General features: G+C 47.8%; 10 protein-coding genes. All 10 read right to left on the bottom strand.

Annotated elements, in window-relative coordinates:
• The coding region (locus tag C1I60_RS26125; protein WP_289306507.1) for a non-ribosomal peptide synthetase at nt 1-2,559 on the bottom strand (2,559 nt) is incomplete at its 3' end.
• 61 nt (nt 2,560-2,620) lie between these two features.
• Entirely contained in the window at nt 2,621-3,037 is a 417-nt protein-coding gene (locus tag C1I60_RS07245) for a 3-hydroxyacyl-ACP dehydratase FabZ family protein (protein WP_137061130.1), read from the bottom strand.
• A 4-nt stretch (nt 3,038-3,041) separates the two neighbouring features.
• Nucleotides 3,042-4,283 carry a beta-ketoacyl-ACP synthase II gene (fabF, locus tag C1I60_RS07240; protein WP_137061129.1) on the bottom strand — a complete coding sequence of 414 codons (1,242 nt, stop codon included), beginning with the start codon at nt 4,281-4,283 and terminating at the stop codon, nt 3,042-3,044.
• Between the two features lie 23 nt (nt 4,284-4,306).
• Complete coding sequence (locus C1I60_RS07235; protein ID WP_137061128.1) at nt 4,307-6,007, bottom strand: thiamine pyrophosphate-binding protein; 1,701 nt, start codon at nt 6,005-6,007, stop codon at nt 4,307-4,309.
• On the bottom strand, nt 6,004-7,227 hold the full coding sequence (locus tag C1I60_RS07230; protein ID WP_137061127.1) for an aldehyde dehydrogenase family protein: 1,224 nt from the start codon (nt 7,225-7,227) through the stop codon (nt 6,004-6,006). The genes C1I60_RS07235 and C1I60_RS07230 overlap by 4 nt, the downstream gene beginning before the upstream one ends.
• 98 nt (nt 7,228-7,325) lie before the next feature.
• Entirely contained in the window at nt 7,326-8,786 is a 1,461-nt protein-coding gene (locus C1I60_RS07225; RefSeq protein WP_137061126.1) for a class I adenylate-forming enzyme family protein, read from the bottom strand.
• Nucleotides 8,787-8,798: 12 nt separating this feature from the next.
• Nucleotides 8,799-9,569: an enoyl-ACP reductase FabI gene (gene fabI, locus C1I60_RS07220; RefSeq protein ID WP_137061125.1), complete on the bottom strand. Its 771-nt coding sequence runs from the start codon at nt 9,567-9,569 to the stop codon at nt 8,799-8,801.
• Nucleotides 9,570-10,042: 473 nt separating this feature from the next.
• A complete protein-coding gene (locus tag C1I60_RS07215; RefSeq protein WP_137061124.1) occupies nt 10,043-10,570 on the bottom strand; it encodes a hypothetical protein in 528 nt (175 codons plus the stop codon).
• A gap of 296 nt (nt 10,571-10,866) precedes the next feature.
• Complete coding sequence (locus tag C1I60_RS07210) at nt 10,867-12,207, bottom strand: TrkH family potassium uptake protein (protein ID WP_137061123.1); 1,341 nt, start codon at nt 12,205-12,207, stop codon at nt 10,867-10,869.
• An 86-nt stretch (nt 12,208-12,293) separates the two neighbouring features.
• The coding region (gene lysS / locus C1I60_RS25375) for a lysine--tRNA ligase (protein WP_252361617.1) at nt 12,294-13,193 on the bottom strand (900 nt) is incomplete at its 5' end.

The following is a 13,193-nucleotide window of genomic DNA, read 5'->3' as shown; positions in this document are numbered from 1 at the left end:
CTGCCAGCGAACCAGGTCCCCCGTCCGGTACATTCGCTCTCCCGGTGAAAAAGGACTGTCCACGAATTTCTCCGCCGTCAGTTCAGGTCGGTTGAGATATCCTCGTGCGACTCCGTCTCCCGCGATGCACAGCTCGCCCGGCACGCCGATCGGCTGTAGCTTTCCGCTTTCGCTGACGATATACAGCCGTATATTCGAGATCGGCTTACCAATCGGAACCGTTCGGTATGTTTCGTCTCGCAAGTTAAAGTACGATACGTCTACCGTTGCTTCCGTCGGTCCGTACAAATTCACCAGCTTCGCCTGGCCGACCGGGGCGACGAATTGCTGGAACCGCGCCGCCGCATTCGGCGTCAATGCTTCCCCGCTTGCAAACACTTGCTTCAGCGAAGCCAGCTTGCTTTGTGCCGGCTCTCCTTGACGCTCGATGTGCTCCAGGAAGGCGCCTAGCATCGCCGGTACGAAATGCATCGTGCTGACCTTTTGCGCAGCGATCGTCTCCACAATTACTTCCGGGTCTTTCTCCCCGCCGACTGGCAGCAAGCACATGCTCGCTCCGACGAACGACCACCAGAACAACTCCCATACGGAAACGTCGAACGTGATCGCTGTTTTTTGCAGAATTGTATCTCCCGCATCCAGCGGGTACGCCTCTTGCATCCAGGTCAGGCGGTTGATCACCGACCCGTGTTCGATCATGACGCCTTTCGGCTTGCCCGTCGTTCCCGACGTATAGATCACGTAAGCAAGATCGGCCGGTGCGTTGATGCTCTCCAAATTCGCGCCGTCCTCTTCGTAAAAGGCCGTATCGTCCAGCAGCATGACGCTGCCCGTAAAGTGCACGCGATCCTGCAAGTGGCTTGGCAGCAGGAGGAGCTTCGCCCCTGAATCCTCCAGCATGTAGCGAATGCGTTCTTCCGGATAATCCGGATCAATCGGTACGTAGGCTCCTCCGGCTTTTAATATGGCGAAAATGCCCACCATCATATCCAGCGAACGCTCAGCCATCAACCCGACGAGTTGATCGGCCTGTACGCCTTCAGCCCGCAAGGTGCGTGCCAAACGATTTGCCCGCTCGTTCAGCTCGCGATACGTTAAGCGGCTTTCCCCGAACACAACCGCCGTTTGCTCCGGTGTCCGCTCCGCTTGCTCCTCGAACATCTGATGGATCGTTTTATCCTTCGGATAATCAGCTTTCGTATCATTGAACACAGCCAAAATTTCATTTTTTTCCTGTTCATCGATCAGAGATATCTCCGATATTTTTTGTTCGGGATTTTCGGTAATATGCTCCGTGATAACAAGGAGATGTCGAATCATTCTCGCGATCTCATTGGCATCGAACAGACGGGAACGGTAATCGACATGCAGCACCAATTGATCTTCATCCAGTAGCTCCGCAATATGAAGCACCAGATCATTGACTTCATCGCCGCCAAAATCATAGTCCGTATGAATGCGAACGCCATCCAAATCCACCCAGCTTACCGGACGATATTCCATCGAAATGCCGAACAGCCGCTGGATATCCTTGCTTCGGTAGGTTTCTCTTAAATCCTGAATCAAGTAATTATATGGATACTTTTGATGCCGTAAAATCGCGGTTTGATCCTTGACCACACTTTGCAAAAAGCTCGTCAAATCAGCGTCAGGGTCGATAAAAGACCTAGCTGCAATTGTGCTGACGAACATGCCCACCGTATTTTTTTCTTTCTTGGTCGAACGGTTGGCAAATGAGGTGCCGATCGCGATATCCTGCTCGCCGGTCGCTTTGTGCATATAAATATACATAGCCGCCATAAAAAATTGAAATAGGCTGACTTTATGATCTTGGCAAAATTGTTTTATTACCTTATACAAGCCGCCGTCTACTGTAAAATGCGCTCTTTGGGCAGCCGTGCTCAACAGCAGCGGATCATACGGTTTCAATCCGGTCACGTCGGGCAGCCCGGCAAATTTATCGTTCCAGAACTCCTTGTCCTTTGCAAACCGCTCGGACTGTACATAGGCTTCTTCCGTTTGGATATATTCGATATAAGAATATCCTCCGCCCAGTTGGGGTTCTATTCCCCGAATGGTATCAATGTAATATTCCGTTAACTGGTTTCCGAAAATAACCATGGAAATGCCGTCGGAAATAATGTGATGCATTTTAACACTCAGCCAATACTCGTCATCGCTGATTTTAATAAACAAAAATTGAAAAAGCTCATTGTTGAGCAATTCAAGAGGCGTTTGGTTATGACGCTCCAACCAGGCTTTCAATTCATCTATACTTTTGAAATCGGCTGCGTCCAGGCAAGCGAACTCCTTATCCTCAAAAGGAACCACGTATTGCCGGGGAATGCCATTCTCGGCTATGATGCGAATGCGAAAAGCATCGTATTGCTTGATGACCATATTAATGGAGCACTTTAAGGCATCTATGTTCATTTTCCCTTTAAACTTTACCGTCCCCAGGAGCAGTGATACGGACGTATTCGGGTAAAGCAGCTCAGTGTACCAAATCCGCTGTTGTGCATTCGTTAAAGGAAAAAATCGCTGTACGCTGTTATTCATAACCTATTCCTCTTTCCTTCTTGTAATTGCGATGACCCTATTTCCTTAATGCAGGTTCACGTTATACTTGTTTCGGAGTAAACGATACGATTTCTTCCGCCTTGACAATAATCCGATCTCCTACAGTAGCCAAACCTTTGCCGAGGAGAAAACCTCTTTTCCTCTTCGTTACTTCAAAATAAAGATCCAGCCGATCTCCAGGCTGAGCCCGTTCATGCATCTCGACTTGATTCAATGAACTCAAATAGGAGATGCCCGTTTCGTCCATAGTTGCAAAGGCGCCTAACTGCGCCAATGCTTCAACGACCATCATATGGGGCATAAACGGATTCGCTTCGGAAATAAACCAATCATTCCAGGTTACATTCTTGTATCCTCTGGCCCATTTTGAATGCTCAAAACCCGTTACCTTATCGATCATAATGAACGGATAACGGTGAGGAAGCACATCTAGAATACGTATGTCATCAACGTTCACGATGTTATTCCTCCTGCCATTTGCGTACAGCCAGACAAACGTTATGACCGCCAAAGCCAAACGAATTACTAATCGCTGCACGGACTTCACGTTCCTGGTATACGTGCGGCACAAAATTCAGCTCAGGGGCTTCAGGATTGTCGCAATTGAGTGTCGGTGGTACCTTGTTATGGATCAAGCTCTGTACAGTAGCGATTAATTCGACTGCCCCTGCACCGCCCATTAAATGGCCTGTCATGGATTTAATAGACGATATCGCCAAACGGGGAGCATGCTCCCCGAACACTTTCTGAATGGCATTAATTTCCATACGATCGTTAAACGGCGTGCTCGTACCATGCGCATTGACATAGTCGATTTCCTGCGGTGTCAAGCCACCATCCTGCAGTGCGATGTTGATCGCTTCTGCGGGGCCGGAGCCTGAGGGATCTGGAGCCGTGATATGATACGCATCGGTTGTGCATCCATAGCCCACAACTTCGGCCAAAATAGTGGCTCCGCGGTTCAAGGCATGCTCCAGCTCCTCCAGCACCAAGACCCCAGCTCCTCCACCGATGACGAATCCATCTCGGTCCACATCAAACGGGCGACTGGCCTTTTGCGGCTCTTCATTGCGTCTGGAAAGAGCATGAATATTCGCAAAAGATGCCAAATCGAGCTGACTAAAATTGGCCTCTGCTCCTCCAGCAACCACGACATCAGCCGTGCCGTACTGGATGGTACGTAATGCCTCACCGATGGCATTACTTCCAGTAGCACAAGCCGTAACCACAGCAAACGAAGGTCCCTTGGCTCCAATAGCAATGGAGATTTCACCAGGCGCAGAATTAATCATCATCGAGGAAACAAAATAAGGAGAAACCCTTTTGGGGCCAAGCTCTGTTAATTTCCTGTAGTTCTCCTCTACGACGTCAAGACCGCCTGCTCCAGAGCCAACAATAACACCTACTCGGCCTGCATTCCGCTCGTCAATTACCAATTTCGATTGCTCGACTGCCTGGCGTGCAGCCGCCAAGGCAAACTGAGTGAATTGTGCGACTTTATTAGCTTCCTTCTTGCTCATATATTGCAACGGATCAAAGCCCGTAACCTGTGCACCAATCTTTGTCGGAATATCTGCTGTATCGAAAACAGTGACTGGTCCGATTCCACTCTTCCCTTCCAACAGTGAATTCCAGAAATCTGTAAGATTATGCCCGACTGGCGTTACGACTCCCTGTCCTGTCACTACAACACGTCTTCTCACTGTACCCACGTCCTTTGCTGAAATTAATTCTTGGAAGCCTGTTGCTCGTAGAGAGGAAAGTCGCCATACACATGACTGATCTTCTCATGCACATCCGCAAGATCAGCATATACCTCGACGACCACAAGCTTGTTCTCCTGGTACTTTTGCCAAGCAAGCTGAAGCTGTTCCCGGGCCTCCCCCTTGCTCCGAATCACAAGGCTCTCGACAAACTCATACTGGGGAATTTGAATTCCCGTCTTGGCCGCCTCAGACACAAATGGGAGGGACTGCCCCGAGAGGTGCTTATAATTCATCTGATTCTGCAACCAACCATAGCCACCATTATTGAGTACGAGATAGATTAACGGTATTTGATACTCCACCGCCGTCATAAAATCCGAACAGAAGAGATTGAACGCACCGTCACCTACAAGGGCCACTACTGGACGTTGTGTTGCCACGCTTGCTCCCAGAGCAGCAGCCGCACCGAATCCAAGACTCGTTTGATCACTGGGAACAATCGAAAGAGAGCCGTGGGCAAAGCGAAAATATGGATAAAAGTAGGACCACATATCCTGCAATCCATTCTCCTGAAGAAGCACCAGATTTTCAGGAAACTCTGTCTGAATCATGTCCAGCAGCTCAGGAACGTGGATTCCAGGGGTCTTTTTCAGCTCTTCCAGATAAATAGCCCTGTGAGAAAAAGCCTCCTGTTTACAACTCCTAATCGTTTCAAGCCACACTCCATCAGGCTCCCGTCCGCGCCGTTCAAGCCACTGCTCCACCGCTGCATATCCATCACCAAGCACCTTGATACCCTTGTATTCGTGTGCAAAATCCTCCAGATTTACATTGACTTGAATCAAAGGTGTGTCCTGTAGTAAAATATCCCACTCGAAGGTAGCCGTTTCTTCCAATCGACTGCCCAGTGTGATCACCACATCAGATTCCTTCCAGATTTGTCTCAGACTGAGATCCGTATAGAGCCCGGCAACACCACAGAAGAGTTCATAGTCTTCATCAACTACGCTCCGTCCCGAGGCGGTTGCGAACAAGGCCGCTCCATGTTGGTAAGCGAACCGCTCAATCACATCACCTGTACCTGACTTCATACCGCCTCCGACTAGAATGAGTGGTCTGCGGGCGTTCTCAATAATTCCCCACGATGCATCCAACTCCCGACGAGACGGAGAGCACGACAGCTTTTCTGCTGGGGTAAACTGAAGCCCTGTCGGCACAGGCTGGTCCATCAGGTTTTCGGGTAGTTCAATATAGACCGGACCTGGAGCCCCATTGATCGCCAAAAAGGCTGCCCGCTCCAGCGCCCATACAAGTCGATCCACATGCTCGACACGGTAAGCCCATTTTACGAGCGGCTTCACGAGTGAGACTTGATCTGCCTCCTGAAAGGATCGGGTACCCAGCTTGTCCCCTCCGGTGCCAAGCGCCAAAAGTAAAAGCGGAGCACCAAGGTTCTTCGCTTCCAGCAGCCCCGTGAGTGTATTACTAAGCGCAGGGCCTTTACCTACAACACATACGGACATCTGGTTGGTTGTGAGTGCATACCCTGCTGCCATGAACACAGCATTACGCTGATCTTTGCACAGAATAAAATCCATACCCGACGAAGGGAGTGACGATACGATTTTGAGATCATCACTTGGTAATCCAAAGAGATGCCGAACTCCAGATGATTTTAAGTAGCCAATGATGGCATCCCAGGGGAATAAGCTCGCAGTCATACCAAGCTCCTCTTTTCCGACAAATATTCTGCGACAATTTCTGAAATCAAAATGGGCTTCGAAACGAGCTTAAAATCGTAAAAAATATAGTTCGACATTGTGCCATAGCCACCAAAGGGCTTATTGCCCTGATCCACATCCTCAAGCGTCTGATTAATGGTCAGCGTGTGCTTCTTTCGCAGGACGTCCGTCAGGTGATCAGACCCGTATAAGCTGCAACCCATCGCACGCTCACTGAAATAGCTGGAAGAAATACGCTTGATTAGCTGCTCGTCGTCTCGGTAGCTAACCACGTTGAAGACCGGTGAAAAATACTCAATAATCTCCAAATCCTGATCTAGCTCGCTATATACAATCGTCGGCTCCATCTTTTTCGTACGGAAATCAATGCCACCGCCGTAAATAATAAACTTATCGTTCGTATTAAAATATTCCGAAACCGAATACAGCGTGTCTTTGTAGAAAATAGGGGAATAGTTCGCGTTCGGATCATTGTTGGCTCCAAACACCAGTTGGTCAAGTTGCTGAATTAGCAAGTTTTTAAAGCTCTCCGTCACATCTTGATGCACCAGAACGATGTCGGGTCCCAGGCAGTCCTGTCCAGAATTGAACAGTCTCATTCGGATCACATCGGTAACCGCCAGCTCCAGATCGGCATCGGGTCCGATGATGAAAGGATTTATCCCTTGTCCGTAGAAAATGTAGAGTTGATCTTTTCGGATTTGTTTTTTGATCTTCTCCGCATTGGTATAGCTACCCGTGAACACCACAATATCAGCTGGCAAAACGGAATTTTCCATGAAAACTCTCTGGCTAACCTTACGAATATAGATGGGTAATCCATGTACAGCCTGGAGCTTTTCATGCAGCATGTTGACGTACTCGTTTACGTGAGAAGAAGGACGAAAGTCTATATTCTCAACGTAAAGGGACGGAATCAAGAGGTATAATGCATAGGAGTATAAAACGACGTTGGAGGGCATAAATACAGCCATAGATCGTTGCAAGCTTGGCTGATAGGTCTGCACTTCTTGTAAAGCACCTTGAAGTGTGAGGATGGTGGAATCAATTTCTGCATTGGCGGCCCGATAGGATGAAAATTGGGTGAGAATATCCATCACTTCCTGCCGATGCTCAATCAAATAATTAAGGCACTTTAGAATTGCTTCATGCCTTTCCAAAAAAAGCGTGTTTTTTGCCAGTTCCGGATTCATACTCATGTTGCACTCTCCCTTTCCTAAATGCAGTTTTTGGTAAACAACTTTTCTTTCTGCCAGGTTACTTTATAAACCAGATAGGGCCTCCGTTTACTCAACACTTACACTTTGCGAGAAGCAGCTTTCTCCAGGGCAATGTGCTCCATCTCCAGTCGATCTACTTTTCCATTGCGATTTAAAGGAAAATGGGCGAGCGGAAGCAAAAGATCGGGAAACATGTATGAAGGAAGTACCCGATTCATCTCTTTGCGGAGTACAGACAAGGCCTGTGAGAATTCGCCTTCGATGAATGCAACAAGCAATGTTCCCTTCGCCTCGTCCTCCAAGGTAATCACACAGGATCGGTAACCTAGCGAACCAATCCGATCCTCGATATAGACCGGAGATACCATATAACCCATCCGATTGACCGTCTTACCGCTGCGACCAATGACATACAGCATTTCGTCATCCAGGTAGCCCAGATCGCCCGTCTTGAACCAGCCGTCCTGTAGGACCGACTGCGTCAGGTCTGGACGATTCAGGTAGCCTTCCATGCATCCGGCGCTGCGTATCCACACTTCGCCTACGCTGCCGTCCGCCTGCTGCTCGCCAGCAGCGTCTAATATTTTTAGATCCACACCCGGCAACGGCTTGCCACAACCGCGTGGGCACTCCAGCGTTCCCAGCGTAACGTTGCCTAATTCAGAAAGGCCGTAACCATTCAGCAAGGGCTGTCCAAATATGTTGTTAAATTTCTCTTCGAGGTCTTGGGTAAGTGGAGAACCGCCTACGCACCACATGCGCACGGGAGATTGCTTGACCATTTCCAGTTGTTCGGGTTTTCGGTTTAGCATGCGCAACAAGGTGTAAAAAGCCGAGGGGTTAGCGTCTACGACCGTCGCCCGGTCCTTCGTAATACTTGCAATGACGCTCCAGAGGTTTTTGGGATTGCAAATGATGAGAGAACATGAGGTTAACCACCAGGAGAAGATGAGTGAAATACCATAGAAGTGAGAAAACGGTACAACGGGGAGCATATGGTCAGACGGCAGGTAGTTCATGGCGTGTATAGAATGCCTGATATTGTCCATGAAGGCTGATCCAGCTTTCACGATTCCCTTGGGTTTTCCCGTCGTACCTGAAGAATACAGAATGAGAGCATCCGATCTCTCGCACCACTTGTTAAAGTCGATGCCATGGATTTCCGGCTCTCCAACCCAATGCGGGTGTACTGCTTCTTCTTGGATTAGATCTTGAATCAGAATAACAGAAGCATGAGAAAGTCCTGGATCGCAATCGGTCAGGATACAGCAGGCACCTGCTTCGTCGTAAATTTGAGCTATTTCATCAAGCACGGTCTGCTCGTCCACTACAGTCACCGAAACAGCAATGTTGCACAGGGAGAACAGAGACACAACAAAATAATAAGAATTGGCCGCTTTCAGAATCACTCTGCCTTCTTCAGGAATTCCCCGGAGAGCCAACATACGGGAGAAGATCGTAACATCCCGCTCCAGACGCTCCCTTGTCATAATCCCTTCAGGTGAGATAATACGGCAATCCGTATGCGTAACAAGCACAGCGTTCCCTCCTTACATCCCCGTAATATGGTATCCTGCATCAACATGGATAACTTCTCCCGTAATGCCTCTCGATAAATGGGAAAATAGGAATAACGCGGTATCTCCAACTTCGGACGTGTCGACCGTCTTGCGTAAGGGCGTCGTCTCTTCAATATGCTTTAGCATCGTGCTAAAATCCTTAATCCCATATGCGGCCAAAGTCCGTATGGGACCAGCCGAAATGGCATTGACACGAATACCATAAGTACCCAGATCGTTCGACAGATAGCGCATGCTTGCTTCCAGTGAAGCCTTCGCCACACCCATAACGTTGTAATTCTTGATCGCTCGTTCTGCGCCAATATACGTCATGGTGACGATACTTCCACCCTCCGTCATCAGCGGGTAAACTCGTCGGGAAACAGCAGCCAAAGAGTAGGCACTGATTTCTTGAGCAATGGCAAATCCCTCGCGAGAAGTGTCGACGAACAGGCCGTCCAAATCCTCAGCCTTAGCATAGGCAACACTGTGGAAATAGCCATGCAGGACGCCTACTTTCTCCTTTAGAAAATCCGCCAGTGCATCTAGTTCTTCATTGCTTTGTACATTACAGGGACAGACAATGGACCCCGGAATCGTTTCAACGAGCTTTAGCACCCGATCTGCGACCCTCTCATTTTCGTAAGTAAAAATGAGCCTTGCTCCTTCAGCAGCTAAAGATTGGGCTGTCCCCCAGGCAATACTCCTGTTATTAGCCACGCCCATAATCAAAACGTTCTTACCACTCAGCAGTGCTGCCACAGAAACCACCTTTCTCATTTACATTTTTCGACAAAAAAACAACTTAATTTCGTATGCCTACATATATAGACATATGTAATCTTTTCTGGAATATTATCATGTTAGTTGCCAAAGTTAAACAAGCCACGTTTTAGGCAAATACAGGAATTCATCTAAAATTCATAAACATTTACAGGACATAAAATCATTTTATTATCCTCCTTCTTAAAAAAGTCAGAAGAACACATGATGCATGCTGTCTGTCAGCTCACGAAAAAATAATCTGAACTGCTTCTGTTGGTCTGTGTTCAAATCGGAAGGAATCCATACGAGTGAAAAGGTAGAGAGGCAAAAATGAGGTGACTGTCAAAGCGAGTGTAGTATAAAAACTCAGCAAACTACCGGGAGTGACAACTTCATTTTTTACCATCAATGTCCCTTCCGATTTGAACATCCTGATTGATCGGTCTTATTTCATCCGAGTGTGCTGAGGGCTACGCCTTATTTTTCTTTGGAGCCAAAGTATAGCTAAAGGAAACAATAAAGTCGATTACCAGAACGATTGCCCATGTACTCATAAGGCCATCCAAGGGAACCGTACGCTGTGGATCATCTACATACACAATGATGGCGAGCAGCAGAGCGTTGCCGATGGCCCAGCCCAACAGGTGAAGCAACCACCCCGTCCGTTCCTCTTTTGCATGAGCAGCGCCATATTTGCGTTCGGGCTTCGGCCCCTTGCCAAACCAATGAGAGAACCGCACATCTGCCCATTTAATTAGCCTATGACCAAATGCCACCGTAATGCCAAGATAGCAAGCCGCCAGGCCAGTAGCAGTCGTAATCTCCATGCCGCTGCTCACCGTGATAAACACCGCAATCAGTAACAGGACATCAATAATAGGAGTACACAGTAAAAGAAGACCGCCTAATTTCTTTAAGCCAAACATATATCTTGCGATCAACCCTAAAACAACAAAAACCCAGAATAAAACTTCAGCACTAATAATAAATAAATACATAATAGATGATTCCTTTCAAATTAGAAATTGGTGTTTCTCTCAGCTATCCCCCTTCCATGCCCATTATCATACAATATTATACATAATATTCCTAGTATTTCGTCTATAATTACATAAAAGGAAACAAATAGCCTTTTTTATACAAAAAAATAGTCTGTGTCAAGTCCATTTTGTCTCATTTTCTCAAATTGGATACTTTTCATGATATGCTGCACATTATACGATGATGATGCAAAATGAAAAAAAAGCTGCACCCGTGTCAATCAAGCACGGGTGCAGCTTTTTATACTATTGAGCTATCCAATTACGATATGCCCTTCGGGACGTCGGTACAACGTCTTGGTCGAACGCGGACGAAGAGCATAAGCAATCGTAAGAGGACCAATTCGACCAATAAACATGGTCACACAAATGATCAGCTTGCCTGCGTCAGACAACCCTGGCGTCACTCCTACAGACAACCCTACCGTTCCGATGGCGGAAGCCGCCTCAAATGCAAGGGAAAGGAAGGGTGCATCCTCTGTCATTAAGAGCAGCATAACCACAATCGAGAATATAAATAGCGCAAGTATAATAATGGTCAGCGCTCGCATCATGATGTCGTTGGGAACCCTATGGCGGAAGAACACAATTTCCTTCTGTCCTCGCATGACGGCCAACAACGCACCCATCATCAGCAGGAATGTGGTTGTTTTAATTCCACCCCCGGTGGAGCCCGGCGAAGCTCCGATAATCATCAACAGCATGATAAAGAATTGACTGGCCTGCCTCAAGCCGCTGATATCTATTGTGCTTGTTCCTGAGGATCGTGTAGATACGGATTGAAAGACAGAAGCGTATATTTTGCCCCCCCAATTCAGTGAACCCAGGGTACGAGCATTGGTAAACTCAAAAATGAATATAACCAGCGCCCCAAGCACAATAAGCGCACCCGATACACTTAACACCATTTTAGAGTGAAGACTCAGTCTCCGGGTGCGGCGAAAATCGAACAGATCACTTAGTACAAGAAAGCCCAATCCCCCTGAAATGACAAGCACAGATGCAATTATATTGAACACAAAATCTCCGGCATACCGTTGGAAGCTGCTTCCGAACAAGTCAAATCCCCCGTTATTAAAGAGAGATACCGAATGAAATATTCCGTAGTATATCGCTTGTCCCACGGGCATCTCCCTCATCCACCGCAAAGCCATGACTACGGCAGCTATCGCCTCAATGGTAAAAGAGAAAATCAGCACCTTGCGGATAATGCGCACAATTCCTTCCATGCTGTCGGCATTAATCGCTTCCTTTAGCAGCAGCCGATCCTTCAACGATAGCCGTCGCCCCAGCAGCAATGCAAACAAGGTCGCCAGGGTCATAAAACCCAGACCGCCCAACTGCATCAGTACCATGATAACCGTTTCTCCAAACATCGTATAAGTTGAATTAACGTCTACTACGACTAATCCGGTGACACAAGCAGCGGACACGGACGTAAACAGCGAATCAATCCAATGTGGAGCATGTCCACTATGATTGGAAATAGGAAGCATCAGCAGCAAAGTGCCCAATGCAATAATCAGCAAGTATCCGATGACCAATATAAAAGGAGGCGACGACGCAAACCGGGCAAGCTTGACGCTGCGTTTCATTAGAAGTCTTCTCTCCATCCGTTCTTATGAAAAAGAGGAACAAGACACGGGAAGCCCGGCTGATCCTCTATATTCATAATGTTATGTTATTCTACCGTACGGTTACGCATATGCGGGAAAAGCAGCACGTCGCGAATCGACGGTGCATCTGTCAGCAGCATAACCAAACGGTCGATACCGATACCCAGTCCGCCTGTTGGCGGCATACCGTATTCCAAGGCACGGATGAAATCGTCATCCATTTCATGAGCCTCGTCATTGCCATGCTCACGTTCCAGCAATTGTGCTTCAAAACGCTGGCGTTGGTCAATCGGATCATTTAGCTCAGTGAATGCATTCGCATGCTCACGAGCTACCACGAACAGCTCAAAACGATCCGTAAAGCGTGGATCTTGCTCGTTTCTCTTCGCCAGTGGCGAGATTTCAACCGGATGCCCGGTAATAAAGGTCGGTTGAATGAGTGTTTCCTCTACGAATTGTTCGAAGAAGGCATTCAGGATATGTCCAAAGGTCATATGCGGCTCTACCGGCACTTTATGCTCTTTCGCAAGGCGATGAGCTTCTTCATTGCTCAATTGTGCGCCAAAATCCACGCCTGTTACTTCTTTAACAGCATCAACCATAGATACTCTGCGCCATTGCGGCGTCAGGTCCACTTCCTGGCCCTGATAATGAATGCGCTGCGTACCAAGCACTTCTTGCGCAATGTGAGCCACCATGTTTTCCGTCAATTGCATGATATCCTGGTAGTCAGCATACGCTTCATACAGCTCAATCATCGTGAACTCAGGGTTATGGCGAGTGGAAATACCTTCATTACGGTAAACGCGACCGATCTCATATACTTTCTCCAATCCGCCGACAATCAGTCGTTTCAGATGAAGTTCAATGGCAATACGCATATATAGCTGCATGTCCAATGCATTATGATGTGTAATAAACGGCTTGGCCGCCGCCCCGCCAGCAATGGAATGAAGTGTTGGCGT

The organism is Paenibacillus terrae, assembly GCF_005217525.1.
GTDB classification, from domain to species: Bacteria; Bacillota; Bacilli; order Paenibacillales; family Paenibacillaceae; genus Paenibacillus; species Paenibacillus terrae_C.
This window is presented reverse-complemented; position numbering and strand designations above follow the sequence as displayed.

Coding starts and splice junctions, on each gene's coding strand:
- C1I60_RS07235 (WP_137061128.1), bottom strand. CDS start 6,007: ATGACTGCGAGCTTATTCCCCTGGGATGCCATCATTGGCTACTTAAAA.
- C1I60_RS07230 (WP_137061127.1), bottom strand. CDS start 7,227: ATGAGTATGAATCCGGAACTGGCAAAAAACACGCTTTTTTTGGAAAGG.
- C1I60_RS07215 (WP_137061124.1), bottom strand. CDS start 10,570: ATGTATTTATTTATTATTAGTGCTGAAGTTTTATTCTGGGTTTTTGTT.
- C1I60_RS07210 (WP_137061123.1), bottom strand. CDS start 12,207: ATGAAACGCAGCGTCAAGCTTGCCCGGTTTGCGTCGTCGCCTCCTTTT.